We start from the raw sequence: 17357 nt of genomic DNA on the forward strand, positions 1-17357 counted from the left end.
CTCGATCCGGCGCGTTAGCGCCAAATATTCCAGGGCGTCTGCATCCAGACCGCGACGACAACCAGCCAAACGCCGGTCAGGGGGATGAAGATCTTCCAACCCAAACGCATGATCTGGTCATAGCGGTAACGCGGAAAAGACGCGCGGAACCAAATGAACAGCGACACCACGAAGAAAGTCTTGATCCCCAACCACAGCCAACCCGGCACCCAAGTGAACGGAGCAATGTCGACGGGCGACATCCAGCCACCGAGGAACATGATCGAGGCCATGGCCGACAGCAAGATCATGTTGGCGTATTCACCCAGGAAGAACAGGGCGAAGGCCATACCCGAATACTCGACCATGTGACCGGCCACGATTTCCGACTCGCCCTCGACCACGTCGAACGGATGGCGGTTGGTCTCCGCTACGGCGGAAATCACGTAGATAACAAACAAAGGCAGCAGCGGCAGCCAGTTCCAGGACAGGAACGTCAGGCCGTGCTCGGCGAACCAGCCTCTGCCCTGCCCCAACACGATTTCATTCATGTTCAGGCTGCCGGACACCAGCAGGACCGTCACCAACACGAAACCAATGGCCAACTCATAGGAAACCATCTGGGCCGATGCACGCAAGGCCCCCAGAAAGGCGTACTTGGAGTTGGAGGCCCAACCGGCCACGATCACGCCATACACACCAACCGAGGTGATGGCCATAACGTACAGCAGACCGGCATTGACATTAGCCAGCACGGCCTCGGGGCCGAACGGAACCACTGCCCAGGCCGCCAGAGCCGGCATCAATGTCACGACAGGCGCGACGATGAACAGAATCTTGTTGGCCTCCGACGGCACCACCACTTCTTTGGTGAGCAGTTTGAACACGTCGGCAAACGGTTGCAGCAGCCCCTTGAAGCCCACACGAGTGGGTCCAAGACGCACGTGCATCCAGCCGATCATCTTGCGTTCCCAGTAAGTGAGATAGGCCACGCAAAGAATGATAGGCACGGCGATGCAGACAATCTTGATGACAGTCCAAATCACCAACCAAGCCGTCGGCCCCAGCGATGCCTGACCCTGGCTTTCAAGAACATTGAGCCATTCCATCAGGCACGCTCCACGCTGATTTGACCGAAGGCACCGCCCAGGGCGGCAGTTTGCGCAAAGGCGGCGGAGACACGTACAGCGTTATCGGCCACGGCCTGATCCAGTGCGGCCTCCAACTCCACCGAACCCTGCGAGGACGAAACGCGCACCTTGGCGCCGGCGTCCAGGCCCAGCGCGGCCAGCGTACGCGCATTCATGCGCGCCTTGGGCGCGCGCGACGCGGCGTGAGCCTGCAGGGGCTGCGACCGACGCACGATGGCATCGCTGCGGTAGATGGGCACATCGGCCAGACGCTCCAGGGCGCCTGCGGGTTGGCCCACACCCAGTGCCGCGTTGATCTCGTTGGACAGGCGGCCTTCAATGCCACCCGCCAGCGCGGCATCGCGCACTGCTTCGGAGGTTTCGTCATCGAAGCCGGTCAGATGAAGCACATTGCCCAACACGCGCAGAACCTTCCAGGCCGGACGCGACTGACCGTGCGGCGCAACCGTACCCTTGAAGCTCTGCGCCACGCCTGCGGCGTTGACGAAGGTGCCCGAGGTTTCGGTAAACGGAGCCACGGGCAACATCACATCTGCCCACGCTTCGGCCGAAGAACGATACGACGTCAACGCCACCGCAAACTGGGCGCCGCGCAACGCAGCCAGGGCCTGAGGACCATTGTCGGCATCCAACGTCGGCTCGGCGTGCAAAACCACATAAGCCTTCAAAGGCTCGGCCAGCATCTGGGCGGCCGTCTTGCCGCCACGGCCCGGTACGGCGCCAGCCAGATAACCACCCACGGTATTGCCGCCCGCGGTCAGGAAACCAAATTTGGCTCCGGTCAGTTCGGCGATGACGCGGGCGTTGGCGGCCAGGGTCGAGGCATTGGGTGCAGAGACAACCAGGTTACCCATCAGCACGGCAGCGTTGCTGCCCGAGGCCAGGCTGGCGGCGATGCGCTTGGCATCCTCACCGGGTGTGACCATGGCGAACTCGGCCGGCACCGGGAGCTCTTTGACCTGAGCCAGCGCCACAGCTACTTCGGCCAAGCCGCGGGCCAGCTCGGAGGGCGCCACCGTCAGGCGGGCAGCCACCGGCAGCAGCGGATCGTCGCAGGCGCTGTCGAGCAACAGCACTTGCGTGCCGCGCTTGACCGCCTGACGCAGGCGCTGAGCCATCAGGGGATGATCTTTGCGCAGGAAGGAGCCGACCACCAACACGCGATCGAGGTTATCCAGCTCGGCAATCGGCATGCCCAGCCACGGGGCACCGGACAACGCAGCGTCAAAGCCTGCATCCGTCTGACGCAGGCGGAAGTCGATGTTCTCCGAACCCAGGGCGCGCGTCAGGCGTGCCAGCAGGGAGAACTCTTCCGTCGTAGCGTACTCGGTCGCCAGCGCGCCGATCTGCCCAGCCCCGGCGCTTTCACGGACTCGCGAAAGTCCTTGAGCCACGGCTTGCAGCGCATCGGCCCAGGAGGCTTCCTGCCAGTTGCCGTCGGTGCCGCGAATCATCGGCGCTGCCAGGCGATCGTCGACGTTGAGCCCTTCGTACGAGAAGCGATCACGGTCGCTGATCCAGCACTCGTTGACGTTTTCATTCTCGAACGGCACCACGCGCAGCACGCGGTCGCCCTTGACCTGGACGACCAGGTTGGCACCCACACTGTCATGCGGACTGACGGAACGGCGGCGGGCGAGTTCCCAGGTCCGGGCGCTGTAGCGGAACGGTTTGGAGGTCAGCGCGCCGACCGGACAGATGTCGATCATGTTGCCCGAGAGCTCGGACTCGATCGAACGCCCCACGAAGGACGTGATTTCGGCATGCTCGCCACGATTGAGCATACCCAATTCCATCATGCCGCCGATTTCCTGCCCGAAACGTACGCAGCGCGTGCAGTGAATGCAGCGCGACATTTCTTCAGCCGAAACCAGCGGGCCCAGGTCCTTATGGAAGACCACGCGCTTTTCCTCGTGATAACGCGAGGAAGAACCGCCATAGCCCACCGCAAGATCCTGCAACTGGCACTCGCCGCCCTGATCACAGATCGGGCAATCCAGCGGGTGATTGATGAGGAGAAACTCCATGACCGATTTCTGCGCGGCCTTGGCCTTCTCGGAGCAGGTGTGCACCACCATGCCGTTGGTCACGGGGGTGGCGCAGGCCGGCAGCGCCTTGGGCGCTTTTTCCACTTCAACCAGGCACATGCGGCAGTTGGCCGCGATGGACAGTTTCTTGTGGTAGCAGAAATGCGGCACGTAAAGCCCGATCTTCTGGGCGGCATGCATCACCATGCTGCCCTCGGGCACTTCGACTTTATTGCCGTCGACGGTTAGTTCAACCATTGCTGTTCCTGAGACCTACAGATATTGCGGGACCACACAAGACTTGTGCTCGATGTGGTGCGCGAATTCGTCGCGAAAATGCTTGATGAAACCACGTACCGGCATGGCGGCAGCATCGCCCAGGGCGCAGATGGTGCGGCCCATGATGTTGCTGGCAACGTTGTCGAGCAGGTCCAGGTCTTCCGGACGGCCATGACCGGTCTCGATACGATGCACCATGCGGTAGAGCCAGCCCGTGCCTTCACGGCAGGGCGTGCATTGTCCGCAGCTTTCTTCGAAATAGAAGTACGACAAACGCAGCAGCGACTTCACCATGCAACGGGTCTCGTCCATGACGATGACCGCACCCGAGCCCAACATGGATCCAGCCTTGGCGATGGAGTCATAGTCCATCGTGCAGTCCATGATGATGTCGGCCGGCAGCACCGGTGCGCTCGATCCACCGGGAATCACCGCCTTGAGTTTCTTGCCGCCTCGCATCCCACCGGCAAGCTCCAGCAGCTTGGAAAACGGCGTCCCCATGGGGATCTCGTAATTGCCAGGCCGCTCGACGTCGCCGGTGATCGAGAAGATCTTGGTGCCGCCGTTGTTGGGCTTGCCGACTTCGAGGTAGGCCTGGCCACCGTTGCGGATGATCCAGGGCACCGCCGCGAAGGTCTCGGTGTTGTTGATGGTCGTCGGCTTGCCATACAGGCCGAAGCTGGCGGGAAAAGGCGGCTTGAAACGCGGCTGGCCCTTCTTGCCCTCCAGGGACTCGAGCAAGGCGGTTTCTTCGCCGCAGATGTAGGCGCCGTAACCGTGAAAAGCATGCAGCTGGAAGCTGAAATCCGATCCCAGCAGCTTGTCGCCGAGAAAGCCGGCCGCACGCGCCTCTTCAAGCGCGGCTTCGAACCGCTCATATACCTCGAAGATTTCGCCGTGGATATAGTTGTAGCCGACGCTGATTCCCATCGCGAAAGCGGCGATGGCCATGCCTTCGATCACGATGTGCGGATTGAAGCGCAGAATATCGCGATCTTTGAAGGTACCGGGCTCGCCTTCGTCCGAGTTGCAGACCAGGTACTTCTGGCCTGGGAAGGCGCGCGGCATGAAGCTCCACTTCAAGCCGGTCGGAAAACCTGCACCACCGCGGCCGCGCAGACCCGACGCCTTGACCTCGGCAATGACATCTTCCGGCTTCAAGCCGGTGGTCAGGATCTTGCGCAGGGCTTCGTAGCCGCCACGCTTGACGTAGTCTTCCAGATGCCAGTTCTCGCCATTCAGACCGTCAAGGATTTGCGGGCCGAGGTGACGGCCATGGAAAATCATGGAGGTAGACAGATCGGCGCCCGGGTCCACCGTCAAGCCGGTACCCAGTTGTTTGAACAATTCCGGCGCGTTCATGCCGACTCTCCTTGCGACTTCAAGCCGTCGATCAGGGCATCGAGCTTCTGTTCCGACATGCGTACGCACATATGCTTGTTATTGACGATAAGCACCGGCGAGTCGCCGCAGGCACCCATACATTCGCCCTCGACAAGGGTGAACTTGCCGTCGGCCGTCGTCTCGCGGAAATTCACGCCAAGCTTGCGCTTGAGGTAGTCGGCGGCCTTTTCACCGTCGCGCAAGACACAGGGCAAATTGGTGCAGACGGAGATCTTGTGAGTGCCGACGGGCTTGACGTCGAACATGTTGTAAAACGTGGCGACTTCCTGGACCGCGATGGGCGGAACGCCAATGTAATTGGCCACGTCTTCAATGATTTCGGCAGGCAACCAGCCCTTCTCTTCTTGCGCGATGGCAAGCGAAGCCATGATGGCCGACTGCCTTTGGTCGGCCGGGAACTTCGCGAGTTCGCGGTCGATCTTCTGGTAGGCCTGTGCGGAAAGCAGCATAGTTTGAATCCGGATTTATGCGGGCGCTCTAGACTGATGACTCAGCGGTCGATTTCGCCGAAAACGATGTCCTGTGTGCCGATGATGGTGACGGCGTCGGCAATCATGTGACCGCGCGACATCTCATCCAACGACTGCAGGTGGGCAAAACCGGGCGCCCTAATCTTCAGGCGGTAAGGTTTGTTGGCGCCGTCGGACACCAGATAGATGCCGAATTCGCCCTTGGGATGCTCCACCGCGCCATAAGCTTCGCCCGGAGGAACGTGGAAGCCTTCAGTGAAGAGCTTGAAATGGTGGATCAGCTCCTCCATGTTGCTCTTCATATCCGTACGCTTGGGCGGTGCAACCTTGTGGTTCTCGATCATGACCGGACCCGGGTTGTTCCGCAGCCACTCCACGCATTGGCGGATGATGCGATTGCTTTCACGCAATTCGGCAACCCGGACCAGATAACGGTCATAGCAATCGCCATTGACGCCCACTGGCACGTCGAAATCCATCAGATCGTAGACTTCGTAGGGCTGGGTCTTGCGCAGATCCCAGGCCACACCCGAACCGCGCAGCATCGGGCCGGTAAAGCCCAGCGCCTTGGCGCGATCAGGATCGACCACACCGATGCCCACCAGGCGCTGCTTCCAGATGCGGTTATCCGTCAGCAGTGTCTCGTACTCGTCGACACAGGCCGGGAAGCGGTTGGTGAAGTCTTCAATGAAGTCCAGCAACGAGCCTGAGCGCGCGTCATTCATGATGCGCAATTCTTTGTCGCCACGGTACTTGCTGCTTGCACCGTACTGAGACATGGCGTCCGGCAGATCGCGATAGACACCGCCCGGGCGGTAGTAAGCAGCGTGCATGCGCGCGCCCGATACCGCCTCGTAGCAGTCCATCAGATCCTCGCGTTCGCGGAAGGCGTACAGAAACACCGCCATCGCGCCCACGTCCAGGGCGTGCGAACCCAGCGACATCAGGTGATTCAAGATGCGGGTGATTTCATCGAACATCACGCGGATGTATTGAGCGCGCAGCGGCGCCTCGATGCCCAACATCTTTTCTATGGCCATGACGTAGGCGTGCTCGTTGCACATCATGGACACATAGTCCAGGCGGTCCATGTAGGGCAGCGCCTGGATAAAGGTCTTGTGTTCGGCCAGCTTCTCGGTCGCGCGGTGCAGCAGACCGATGTGCGGATCGGCGCGCTGGATGACTTCGCCATCGAGCTCAAGCACCAGGCGCAACACGCCGTGCGCGGCCGGGTGCTGCGGTCCGAAGTTAAGCGTGTAGTTCTTGATTTCTGCCATGATTAACGCCCCATGCCGTAAGAATCCTCACGAACGACGCGCGGAGTAATTTCACGCGGGTCGATCGTGACCGGCTGGTAAATGACGCGCTTTTGCTCGGGGTCGTAGCGCATTTCCACGGTGCCCGAAAGCGGGAAGTCCTTGCGGAAGGGATGACCGATGAAGCCGTAATCGGTCAGAATTCGACGCAGGTCAGGGTGACCCTCGAAAACAATGCCGTACAGGTCAAAGGCTTCGCGTTCGTACCAGTTCACGCCGGGCCAGCACTCGAGCAGCGAAGCCACGATGGGGAACTCATCGTCAGCGGCAAAGGTACGCACGCGCAGACGCCAGTTGTGTTCTATCGACAGCAGATGGATCACGACGGCATAACGGCCACGAGCCGCACTACCCTGCTCCTCGAGCTGCTGGGCGCGACAACCGTTGCCCCAGGTCAGATAATCCATACCACAGAGGTCGATACAGCTTTCAAACCGCAGGCCGGCATCGGTACGCAGCTTGTTGCACACGGCCAGCCATTGTTCGGGCGGAACTTCCAGCGTCAGTTCACCGAGATCTTCGATCAAGGCGATATCCTGGCCGAGAGTGGCCTGCAGGTTGTTTTTCAGGGTTTCGAGCCTGGTCATCATCTTTTACGCATTGGTAAACCGGTACTGCTATGCCGCACGAAGCCGCGCCTAGACGCAGCCGCGCCAGGGCTTAGCGCGCGATCGTATTGGTCAGGCGGATCTTGTTCTGCATTTGCAGCAGACCATAGACCAGCGCCTCGGCCGTGGGAGGGCACCCGGGGACGTAGACGTCAACCGGCACAATGCGGTCGCAGCCACGCACTACCGAATAAGAGTAGTGGTAGTAGCCGCCACCGTTGGCACAGGACCCCATGGAGACCACCCAGCGCGGTTCCGGCATCTGGTCATAGACCTTGCGCAATGCCGGACCCATCTTATTGCACAGCGTACCGGCCACGATCATCAGGTCGGATTGCCGCGGGCTCGGGCGGAAAATGATCCCGAATTGGTCCAGGTCATAACGGGCCGCGCCCGCATGCATCATCTCCACCGCACAGCACGCCAGACCAAAGGTCATGGGCCACATCGAACCGGTTTTTGCCCAGTTGATGAACTTATCGGCGCTGGTGGTGATAAAACCTTGCTTAAGAATGCCGTCAATAGCCATATTCGTCTCTGCTAGCGTGCCTGGAGTGCGTTACTCCCAATCCAGCGCGCCTTTCTTCCATTCGTAGATGAAACCGACCGTCAGCACGGCGAGGAATACCATTACCGTCCAGAAGCCTACGAGGCCGACTGTGCCTTGGGCAATTGCCCACGGAAACAGAAAGGCGATTTCCAGATCAAACAGGATGAAGAGAATGGCGACCAGGTAATAGCGCACATCAAACTTCATGCGAGCGTCTTCAAACGCTTCGAATCCACACTCATAAGGCGAGAGCTTCTCGGCGTAAGGACGCCGCGGCCCCAGGAGAGAGCCAGCTGTAATCAGCGCAAAGCCAATCAATGTGGCCACAGCGATAAACAGCAGGACGGGAAAATACTGTTGCAAGTTCATTCAGGGCGTCCGTCAAATGCGCAAACCTTCAGATTGTAGCATTTGCGGGGTTACTTACGGCTGAACTCTATCGCTGGAATAGTGTATTCCAATCAGTCAAAAAGCCACCCAGGGGGTGGCTTTTTGACAGGCGGAACAATGCTCCGCCTGTTATTGCTTGATAATCGCAAACGGGGCGAACCCCGCAAGCAATTAGAAGCGGTGACGCAGACCGACGCCGACAGCGGTCGACTTGACGCCGTCGATGAAGGCGTAGTCTTTGGCGTACGAAGCGTAAGCGTACAGGTTCGTGCGCTTGGACAGGTCGTAGGTGTAGCCCAGCGAGAAGACGTTCATCGTCTCGTCAGCACCCTTGACGTTGGTCAGCTTGTTGTTGCTGGGATCAACCATTTGCCACGAACCGAAGACGTTCGAAGCACCGCCGATCGGGGCGCTCAGGCCGACCATGTAGCTGTTGGCCTTGAAACCGTCAGCAAACACGTTGCTAGTGAAGCCGAACAGGGTGGAGCCGCTCGGCAGCGCTTGACCAGTGAACCAGCCGTCGGTGGTGCGGCCGTAGGCCAGCGCCAGCTTGACGACTTCGAAGTCATACGAACCGCCGATGGCGTAAGCGCGCGGCGTAGCGTTCGTTTGAGCGTTCGGCAGCTTGTTCGAAGCATTCAGTTGGTCGTACGACAGAGCGACATTCAGCGGGCCGTTGGTGTAACGCAGACCGGTGGTGATGGCGCGGGTGTTGTCGGCGGTAGCGAAGCCGGTTTGGCCAGGAGCGCCGTTCTTGGTGTAAACACCATTCACGAAGCCGTCTTTGTCCGTCTTGGTGTCATCAGCCGAGAACGAGTAACCGACACCGAACTGGAAGCCGCTGAACGACGGGGTTTGGTACATGACCATGTTGTCGTAGCGGACGGTGTTGGCAGAGCTCAGGCCAACGCCGATGTTGGCTTGACCGAAGCCGGCGCCGAACGGATCGATCGAACCGAAGTACTTCGAAGCGATGTTGGTTTGGCGACCGAAGTCCAGACGACCCCAGCTGTTGCTTTGCAGACCGATGGTGGCTTGACGGCCGAACAGACGGCTGCCCTGACCCGACTGACCGTTACCCGAATCGAAGCCCGATTCCAGTTGGAAAACAGCTTGCAGGCCGTCACCCAGATCTTCCGTGCCACGCAGACCCCAGCGGGAGCCGTTCTGCACGCCGTTGATCATGCCGACACGGCTGGAGTCGTAGTTCGAGCCCTTGAGCTTGTTGTAGCCAATGCCGGTATCGATGATGCCGTACAGGGTCACCGACGTTTCTGCCTGGGCGACGCCAGCGAAGCCAGCGAGCAGGGCGGCAGCGAGCAGAGTCTTTTTCATTTAAGAAATCTCCGTAGATTTGAGTGACAAGAGCAGCAACACCGCACGACTAGCCTGCCGCCCCCCTAACTCCGCGAAGGGAAGTTGACGCTATTGCATCAAAAATCCCGGGGACTGGCTACGAAGAGACGAAGAAAAGGCACGCATAGCCGCAGCACTGTTGGCTTGTTGCAACATCCCGTCCCCGTTAGCCCCTCCGGGCAAGGGCTAACCCTAGCCTGCGATCAGCGCCAGAACGCACGGGTTTCCCGTAGGGAGCTGGCAAAAAAACGTGACTCGAATAACAATGTTATTTATTAAGAACAGCAATATCACCTTTAGCCATGACCGACGCTGCCCTGCCCCGCGCTGACCGCCTGTCCGCCTTGCGGCGGCAGATCATCCTGGAGGCCGCCGAACGTGTTTTCGCGCGAGACGGCCTTGAACACACGACCATCCGCGCCATCGCCAAAGAGGCGGGATGCACCACCGGCGCCATCTACCCCTGCTTCGACGGCAAGGAGGCCATTTACGGCGAACTCCTGCGGGCGTCCTTGACGCGCTTGCTGGCACACCTGGACCAACAGTCTCGACAGGCGCCGGCCCCCTTGGCCGCACGAGCGGCCATCGAAGCCTTTTTCAGTTATTACGCCGCGCGCGAAACCGAGTTTTCTCTGGGTCTCTATCTGTATAGAGGCTTGCAGCCCCGGGGGCTGGGCCGGGAAATCGACGAGTCCCTCAACGCGATGCTGCGTCAGGCCGTCAGCCGCCTCGGCGCCGGGCTGGCTGCAAGCAAGGGCTGGGACGCCGCACGCGTTCACATCGAAGAAATGAACGTCTTCACGTACTTGATGGGTCTGCTGCTTTTGCACCACACCCGCCGGATCAAGTCACTGCAGCAGCGCACCGAAACGCTGCTGGAACACTACTGCCAGGCTTTGGAGCACTCCTGATGGACACACCGACTGCCAGCGCCCGGGTGAGCGTGCCCGAATTTCGTCTGCTGCTCGCCGAACAGCATCCCTTTTCGGTGGTTTTGGGCATCGAGGTCGAGGCGATCGGCCCCGGAACTGCCCTGTTGCGCCTGCCACCCAGCCCGAGCCATCAGCGGCTGGGCGGAATCGTGGCCGGCCCAATGTTGATGGGCCTGGCCGACGTCGCCATGTACGCTGCCGTCGTAGGCGCCACCGGACAGCCGCGCGCCGTCACGGCCAGCCTGACGATCAATTTCTTGCGCAAGACGCCTGCCGCAGCCGTAATGGCCGAGGCCAGGCTGCTGAAAGTCGGCAGACTCACGACAGGAGAAGTCACGCTGCGCGCCGAACAGGGGGGCGACCCCCTGGCCCATATTGTCAGCACCTGGTCGGTGCCTGCGCCATGATGGATACGATCAGCATCATCGGTCTGACAGACACGGGCACACAGGCCGCGCGCCAGTTGCTGGCCACCCAACCGGAGTGCGACTTGACGGTCTATGACCGCGACCCCGTGCGGGGTGAGGTCTTCCGAGGCCAGGCCACGTTGGCGGGCAGCCCCGCCGAAGCGCTGCGCGAATCACACCTCATCGTTCTGGCGTTATCGGATTCGCACGAAATTGACCGCGTGCTGCAACGTTATAGCGACGGCGATGTCAACGCGCCATTGCATGGGAAACACATTCTGGATCTCTGCCCTCACGCCGAAGATTGGGGCCGCCGCCTGGCGCATGCGATCCGCGCTGCGAGCGGCATCTACCGCGCCTCCACGGCGCGGGAGCTGCCCGATCTCATCGCCGGCGCTGTAGCCTCTCGGTCAACGTAACGCACAGCGCCAACCAGAGCGCACTGACCGCCAGACCAGCGACGACATCGCTCAAAAAATGCACCTGCAACAGGACGCGGCTCAGCCCGATGGCCACGATAAGGGCTGCCGTCATCGCTACACATAGCCCCTGCCAGCGCGCCGGCAGTAGGCGCAGAAGCAAATAGCAGCCAAAACCATAAACGGCCAGCGAGGCTGACGCGTGGCCACTCGGGAAGCTAAAACCGGTGGCATGGCTGAACCCATGGGAAAAATCCGGTCTGGCCCGCTCAAAGAAGTGCTTGAGCAGCCAATTCAGGATGCCGCCGCCTGCCGTGGCGGCTGCCGCGCCCGCCGCAAGCACCCAGTGCTGCCACATCAACAGCCCCAGGATCATCACAATAGCCAAGACAGTCAACCAGGTGCGGTCCCCCAAATGCGTAAACCAGGACAGCAGCCAGAGAAACTCCGTGGATAACGACATGCTCAACGCGCGCGCCAACGCGACGTCGAAGGCCACCAGATTGCCCTCCAGACTGACCGTGGCAGCCAACGCCACAAACACCACGGCCATGATCAGCGCCAAGCACGCGTACAGTGCACTGCGCCTTCTGCCTGGCGGCTGCCCACTCAGCGCACTCCAGCACATCCAGGCTATCAGAGCAGCCAGCAGTGGCAGGCAAAAAAACCAATAATAAGGGTGGATCGACACCCAGATCGCGACGTCCTTCATGGTGCAGTGGCCGTGGCAAGTGCCGGGGTGGACAGCCGAGAAAGTGCCAGAGGATGCGCGGCAACCTCCTGAAAACGGGACAGGCTGGCGTCGAAATCCCAGCGGCGTATCAGACAGTGATCCGCCGCCTGCCGCTCGATCAGATTGACGGAATTGGGAATCCCTCCGCGCACGCGCCACGAAAGTGCCGTACCGGCCTGAACGCACCAGGCCGCTCGGCCCAGGCGGCCGGCCAGTGGCACGACATAGGGCAGATGAATATGCCCCCCCAGGATGAGATCCGCGCCGGCATCCACCCAGGCGGGCACGGCGAACTCGCGGCCAATCAGCAGGTTGGCCGTGTCGCTGTCTTCGACCGCTCGCACGGGATGATGCAACAGCACGATACGCAACTGCGCGTCCCGCGCGCCATGCAGGCGATGCACCACCCTCTGCACCTGAGCGGCGCTCACGCGCCCGTCTTTGCGACGCGAAGGATGGGTGCTATTGACACCGATGACCATCAGCCGCTCATCCTCGAAAACCGGCTCGAGATTGACACCCAACGCACGCCGATAATTACCGTAGGGATTGAACACCCGCGCCGCCAGATTGAACAAGGGAATATCGTGATTGCCAGGCACCACCAGCACCGGCCGCTGCAGGTTCTGGACAAAGCGGCGCGCCGCAGCGAACTGCGTCCTGCGCGCCCGCTGCGTAACATCTCCACCGATAAGCACCAGGTCGGGTGCCGTCAGCTGGACCATGTCCAGCAACGCCCGCTGCGTGCTTTCGTGCACGGTGCCGAAGTGCGTATCGGAAATATGCAGCACCCGGGTCATTCAGGCTCCACGCGGTATTCGTCGGCCGGCACCAGAAAGTCCAGTGGCTGAGGCGAAACTTCGAAGCGCAACGGCGTCTCCAGCCAACATATCTCGCCATCCATGGCGACCTTCACACGCCGGTTGCGCAAACCCACCGTCAGACGCTCGAAGGCGAAGCTGCTGACCTGCTCAGCCTCGCCAAGACGGCTCATGAGCCCTCGCAACAACAGACCATAAAGCGCCCAGGTACCCACCGGACGCAAGGTCATGGCCAATAGCTTGCCCTGTTCAGGCGCATCGGCCTTGTCGATGCCTACTTGCCGCAACTGCAAGGCATTATTCCCGACGACCAGGGTGGGCGTTCGTAGTCGGCGCCCACCATACTCCAGCGTCAGGTCAAGCTGGCTGCGATGATGCCAGAGGGTCACCAAGCCAGAGAGCAGGGCTACCCATCGGCGTCGGCCAAAACGATTCTTGTAAGCCTCGCGGTCTTCCAGCAATTGGGGATACAGCCCGAGACTGGCATTGACCAGGAACAGGCGTCCATTGACCAGCCCGACCTGGACGGGCTGGGGTCGGGCACTGAGCAGGGCTTTGACGGCCTGCACGGTGTCCTGCGATATGCCATAGACACGCCCGAAATAATTGAACGTACCCTGTGGCAGGATGCCAAAGGGCACGCCGCTACCCAGCACGGTCGCGGCTACGGCATTGAGCGTCCCATCGCCGCCGGCAGCCACCACGACGCCCCCCTCTTGCCGTGCCCGCTGCACCACGTCGCGCGCGATGTCACTCAAGCGGCTGGGATCGTGCACGGGGGTGGATCAGATGTTCACGGCCAGCCGTGTGCAACGTCTCGCCGATGAGGGCTTGCACCTGCCCGGCGTCGTCACGGCCGGATCCCGTATTGAGGATGATGTGCAGGATTGGATGCCCCGTCGGGGGCGTCTGAGGAAGAGTCATGCTCCTGAAGATAGCGCATGCCCCGATCACGGGGCAAGGCTAGCGGGCGACGTGCCAGGCGCGTGAGCCTTGAGCATGCGCACGAAGCGCTGGACATGACGGCTCTGGCGCTCGAAACGGGAACGCACCAGACTCAGAGCCAACGGGATCGACTGGTGCAAGGGACGGATGGCAATCTCTGGCCAACCTTTACCGCTGACAGAGAACTCATCGACAATGGCCACCCCCGCCCCGCTGCCCACCAGCGCACACGCCAATTCGGCACGCTCAATGTCAACGGCCGGGCGCCAGGCGACTCCGGCGCGCTGAAAAGCAGCCGACACCAGTTGGCCAAAAGGAATATTGCGGTTGTAGAGCACCAGCCTTTCCCGCGCCAGTTCCTCCAGACTCACGGCCTGACGGGCAGCCAAGGCATGATGCTGCGGCAGGATGCAGACCATCCTGCCCGAGGCAAATGGCTCGACGACAAGATTGGGATGATCGATAGGCAGCACGGAGATGGCCAGCTCCACTTTCCGCCCCAGCAACTCGTGAGCCATATCGGACAGCAAGGTCGTGTGGAACTTCACCCGCACATCAGGATGCTCGCCCAGATAACGGGCCAGCACGGGCGGAAGAAAATTCAAGGCCAGGCTCGGACTGGAACATAAATTGAGCGTGCCTTCTGGCCGCGTGGCCAAATCGCGTGCCAGTTCGTCGATGCGCAGCGCTTCATCGAACAACGGCCCGATTTCCTGAAAAAGGCGCTGCGCTTCGGAGGTCAGGGTGAGCTTGCCCTTGTCGCGCTCGAACAACTACAATCCCAGCGTCTGTTCGGCATGGCTGATCAAGCGGCTGACGGCCGGCTGAGAGACAAATAGCAGGCGCGCTGCCCCGTTCATCGAGCCGGTCAACATGACGGCACGAAACGCCTCCATCTGTCTGAGTTTAAAGCGCATTCTTCGCCACCTCGACCCACATTGATAATAGAACGTTATACCCCGGACTCAAGTTCGCATTACCGCCTGCGCCTGGCCTATGGTTAGGATTTTCGATTCTCTCCGGAAGGTTCCGGAGGTTTCGATAAGGAATATGCATGATTCGCAAACTGGGCTTTGTCGGATTGGGAATGATGGGCCTGCCTATGCTGGAAAACCTGGCTCGGGATGATCGCTGGGAAATTCTCGCGTTTGACAATGCGCCATCGCCTTTTGAGCGCCTGGCTCGCCACCCCGCCTGGGGCACCCGGTTGCACAGAGCCGCCAAACTGGAAGACTTGGCCGATTGCCACGCCGTCATCACGATGCTGCCCAATAGCCCGATCACCAATAGCGTGGTGCTCGGATCGCAAGCCCAGGCTGGGCTGATCGACATTCTGCAGCCCGGTGCGCTACTCATCGACATGGGTTCGTCCAATCCTGCCGACACATTGCGCCTGTCCGAGGCCCTGGTCGCACGCAGTTTGACATTGCTGGATGCCCCCGTTTCGGGCGCCGTAGCCAAGGCCGCCAATGGATCTCTGGCCATCATGGCGGGCGGCAGGGCCGAAGACCTGGAGCGAGCCCGCCCCGTCCTCGGCAGCATGGGGACGACCATCATCCCTACGGGTAAAGTGGCCTCCGCCCACGCCATGAAGGCGCTGAACAACTATGTTTATGCGGCTGGCCTGCTGGCCGCTTCCGAGGCCCTGGCCATCGCCCAGCGCATGGATCTGGATCCGACGATCCTGACTGAGGTGCTCAATGCCTCGAGCGGGCGCAACGTGGCCACCGAAACCAAGCTCAAACAATTCATCATTCCGCAGACCTACAACGGCGGTTTCGCGCTGGCCTTGATGGCCAAGGATCTGGATACGGCGCAATCACTGCAGACATTGGCAGGATTGAACGCACGCCAGCTTTCCCTGTGCGCCAACGTGTGGAAGGCTGCGCAGGCCCATTTGCCAGCGGGCAGCGACAACACCGCGATTCATCGCTATCTCGATCAGGGCTGCCCTGGTGCCTGAGCCGTGACGGCGGCAACCCATAACGACAACGACAACGGAGACAACACCATGATCAAGACCTTGCTCGCCATCGCCATGACTCTGGGCGTGGCCGGACCGGCCGCAGCAGCCTACCCGGATCATCCTATACGCATGATGGTCCCCTTCCCGCCCGGCAGCATCACCGATGTGGTGGCACGCAGCCTCGGCCAGGCAATGGCAGAGCAGTTGGGACAGCCCATCGTGGTGGAGAACAAACCAGGGGCCAACGGCATCATCGGCACGGGCGAGGTCGCCCGTGCCAAGCCGGATGGCTACACGCTGGTGGTGGTTGGCGTTTCGACGGCGGCCAGCGCCGTCAGCCTGTTCAAAGACCTGCCTTACCACCCGGCGCGCGACCTCACGCCGATAGGCGCGGTGGCCGAGACCCCCTACCTCCTGGTCGGTGGTCACCAGGTGCCCGGCACCAATGTAGGCGAACTGTTCAACTACGGGCGTCAGCACCCTGGCATGCTCACCTATGCCTACGGCTCGGGCAGCGCCCAGGTCTTTGGTGCCAAACTCGCTGCCATGGGGGAGATGAACGTCACACCCATCCCTTACCGCGGCGGGCCGCAGGCGATGACCGACGTCATAGGCGGAACCGTGGACCTGACCTTCACCGACCTGGCCAATGGCCTACAGCAGGCACGCGCCGGAAAAGTAAAGGTGTATGGCGTGAGCACACCCGAGCGCTTTGCTCTCACACCGGATATTCCCACGCTGAACGAAAGCGGCGCCCCGGGCTTTGACCTGACCGTCTGGTTTGGCCTGATGGGCCCTGCTGCACTGTCGCCGGAAATCACGGACCGCTTGGCGCTCGCTCTGAATACAGCCCTGGACTCCGACGCCGTGCGCGAGGCCTATGCGCGCCAGGGGCTGAACGTCAAAACACAAAGCCCTGCGCAGTTTGGCGCTTTTGTCCAGAGTGAAATCGACAAATGGGCCGCCATCGTCAAAGAAACCGGCATTCCCGCGCAATAACCCTCACATTCAAGGATTTCCCGCCATGGCATTGATCGACATCCGCAAGCGCACACTCATCGTCGAGACCACCTATCACGAGAACGGACCCGCACCTGCCAACCCTCTCAAACTGGCGGCGTCATGCGCGGTCATTCGCAACCCCTACGCAGGCCGTTATGAGCCCGATCTCATGCCTTTTATGGCCGAGTTGCGTTCCCTGGGCACCTTGCTGGCCACGGAACTTGTCGACACCCTGGGCAAAGACAATATCGAGGTCTATAGCAAAGCCGCCATCGTCGGCATCAACGGTGAAATGGAACATGGAGCTGTCTGGCACGAGGCGGGCGGCTGGGCCATGCGCACGGTGCTGGGCGAACCAAAAGCCATGGTTCCGGCGGTCAAAGCCGTCGCCTCGGCAGGCTACCGTTTGATGGTGCCGGTGCACTACATCCATGCCTCCTATGTACGCAGCCATTTCAACAGCATCGAGATCGGTATCCAGGATGCCCCAAGGCCGGATGAAATTCTGTTTGCCTTGGTCATGGGCACCGGCGGGCGGGTGCACGCACGCCTGGGAGGCCTGACCAAAGAAGCGGTGACCGTGCACGATGGCCAGCGTTGAG

17 protein-coding genes and 2 pseudogenes are annotated in these 17357 nt (G+C 61.0%); 6 read left to right on the plus strand and 13 right to left on the minus strand.

The features are described 5' to 3' along the window. Nucleotides 1–14: 14 nt before the first annotated feature. From nuoH to LK440_RS12895, 9 genes are all read right to left on the minus strand, one after another. A complete protein-coding gene (gene nuoH, locus LK440_RS12855) occupies nucleotides 15–1088 on the minus strand; it encodes an NADH-quinone oxidoreductase subunit NuoH (RefSeq protein ID WP_005012029.1) in 1074 nt (357 codons plus the stop codon). Then, the gene (gene nuoG / locus LK440_RS12860; protein ID WP_005012028.1) at nucleotides 1088–3415 is read right to left on the minus strand and encodes an NADH-quinone oxidoreductase subunit NuoG; all 2328 of its coding nucleotides are present in this window, start codon (nucleotides 3413–3415) and stop codon (nucleotides 1088–1090) included. Before nuoG ends, nuoH begins: the two co-directional genes overlap by 1 nt. Nucleotides 3416–3430: 15 nt before the next feature. Beyond that, a complete protein-coding gene (gene nuoF, locus LK440_RS12865; protein ID WP_005012026.1) occupies nucleotides 3431–4798 on the minus strand; it encodes an NADH-quinone oxidoreductase subunit NuoF in 1368 nt (455 codons plus the stop codon). Then, the gene (gene nuoE, locus LK440_RS12870; RefSeq protein WP_005012024.1) at nucleotides 4795–5289 is read right to left on the minus strand and encodes an NADH-quinone oxidoreductase subunit NuoE; all 495 of its coding nucleotides are present in this window, start codon (nucleotides 5287–5289) and stop codon (nucleotides 4795–4797) included. The genes nuoF and nuoE overlap by 4 nt, the downstream gene beginning before the upstream one ends. Nucleotides 5290–5330: 41 nt before the next feature. Further along, a complete protein-coding gene (locus tag LK440_RS12875; protein ID WP_005012023.1) occupies nucleotides 5331–6587 on the minus strand; it encodes an NADH-quinone oxidoreductase subunit D in 1257 nt (418 codons plus the stop codon). Nucleotides 6588–6589: 2 nt separating this feature from the next. Next, nucleotides 6590–7216, minus strand: a complete 627-nt coding sequence (locus LK440_RS12880; protein WP_005012022.1) for an NADH-quinone oxidoreductase subunit C — start codon at nucleotides 7214–7216, stop codon at nucleotides 6590–6592. A gap of 70 nt (nucleotides 7217–7286) precedes the next feature. Continuing rightward, nucleotides 7287–7763 carry a NuoB/complex I 20 kDa subunit family protein gene (locus tag LK440_RS12885; RefSeq protein WP_005012021.1) on the minus strand — a complete coding sequence of 159 codons (477 nt, stop codon included), beginning with the start codon at nucleotides 7761–7763 and terminating at the stop codon, nucleotides 7287–7289. Between the two features lie 30 nt (nucleotides 7764–7793). Beyond that, nucleotides 7794–8153, minus strand: coding sequence for an NADH-quinone oxidoreductase subunit A (locus LK440_RS12890; RefSeq protein ID WP_005012020.1), 360 nt, complete (start codon nucleotides 8151–8153; stop codon nucleotides 7794–7796). Nucleotides 8154–8345: 192 nt separating this feature from the next. After that, entirely contained in the window at nucleotides 8346–9509 is a 1164-nt protein-coding gene (locus LK440_RS12895; protein ID WP_005012018.1) for a porin, read from the minus strand. Between the two features lie 323 nt (nucleotides 9510–9832). Between LK440_RS12895 and LK440_RS12900 the strand changes: the two genes are divergently transcribed. Genes LK440_RS12900 through LK440_RS12910 form a run of 3 tightly spaced genes read left to right on the plus strand, consistent with a single transcriptional unit; the run spans nucleotide 9833 to nucleotide 11288 of the window. Next, nucleotides 9833–10441 (plus strand): TetR/AcrR family transcriptional regulator, encoded by a 609-nt coding sequence (locus tag LK440_RS12900; protein WP_005012017.1) that lies wholly within the window; start codon nucleotides 9833–9835, stop codon nucleotides 10439–10441. Continuing rightward, complete coding sequence (locus LK440_RS12905) at nucleotides 10441–10869, plus strand: PaaI family thioesterase (RefSeq protein WP_005012016.1); 429 nt, start codon at nucleotides 10441–10443, stop codon at nucleotides 10867–10869. Before LK440_RS12900 ends, LK440_RS12905 begins: the two co-directional genes overlap by 1 nt. Continuing rightward, the gene (locus LK440_RS12910) at nucleotides 10866–11288 is read left to right on the plus strand and encodes an NAD(P)-binding domain-containing protein (protein ID WP_025341341.1); all 423 of its coding nucleotides are present in this window, start codon (nucleotides 10866–10868) and stop codon (nucleotides 11286–11288) included. The genes LK440_RS12905 and LK440_RS12910 overlap by 4 nt, the downstream gene beginning before the upstream one ends. Here the strand turns inward: LK440_RS12910 and LK440_RS12915 are convergent. The 4 genes and pseudogenes from LK440_RS12915 to LK440_RS12930 all read right to left on the minus strand — a co-directional run bounded on the left by LK440_RS12915 (nucleotide 11254) and on the right by LK440_RS12930 (nucleotide 14704). Continuing rightward, nucleotides 11254–12000 (minus strand): phosphatase PAP2 family protein, encoded by a 747-nt coding sequence (locus tag LK440_RS12915; RefSeq protein ID WP_005012013.1) that lies wholly within the window; start codon nucleotides 11998–12000, stop codon nucleotides 11254–11256. The genes LK440_RS12910 and LK440_RS12915 overlap by 35 nt on opposite strands. Continuing rightward, complete coding sequence (locus tag LK440_RS12920) at nucleotides 11997–12821, minus strand: metallophosphoesterase family protein (protein WP_005018841.1); 825 nt, start codon at nucleotides 12819–12821, stop codon at nucleotides 11997–11999. Before LK440_RS12920 ends, LK440_RS12915 begins: the two co-directional genes overlap by 4 nt. Beyond that, nucleotides 12818–13766, minus strand: a pseudogene (locus tag LK440_RS12925) (diacylglycerol/lipid kinase family protein). The gene LK440_RS12920 and the pseudogene LK440_RS12925 overlap by 4 nt, the downstream one beginning before the upstream one ends. A 26-nt stretch (nucleotides 13767–13792) precedes the next feature. Then, nucleotides 13793–14704 (minus strand): annotated as a pseudogene (locus tag LK440_RS12930) (LysR family transcriptional regulator). Nucleotides 14705–14841: 137 nt separating this feature from the next. Between LK440_RS12930 and LK440_RS12935 the strand changes: the two are divergent. From LK440_RS12935 to LK440_RS12945, 3 genes are read left to right on the plus strand one after another with little or no spacing between them, the layout of a single operon-like run. Further along, nucleotides 14842–15750, plus strand: coding sequence for an NAD(P)-dependent oxidoreductase (locus LK440_RS12935; protein WP_005012009.1), 909 nt, complete (start codon nucleotides 14842–14844; stop codon nucleotides 15748–15750). Nucleotides 15751–15798: 48 nt separating this feature from the next. Further along, entirely contained in the window at nucleotides 15799–16752 is a 954-nt protein-coding gene (locus LK440_RS12940) for a Bug family tripartite tricarboxylate transporter substrate binding protein (protein ID WP_005012008.1), read from the plus strand. 25 nt (nucleotides 16753–16777) lie between these two features. Then, nucleotides 16778–17356 (plus strand): amino acid synthesis family protein, encoded by a 579-nt coding sequence (locus tag LK440_RS12945; protein ID WP_005012007.1) that lies wholly within the window; start codon nucleotides 16778–16780, stop codon nucleotides 17354–17356. The last annotated feature ends 1 nt before the right edge of the window (nucleotide 17357 follow it).

The organism is Bordetella holmesii (assembly GCF_020735985.1).
Taxonomy (GTDB): Bacteria; Pseudomonadota; Gammaproteobacteria; order Burkholderiales; family Burkholderiaceae_B; genus Bordetella; species Bordetella holmesii.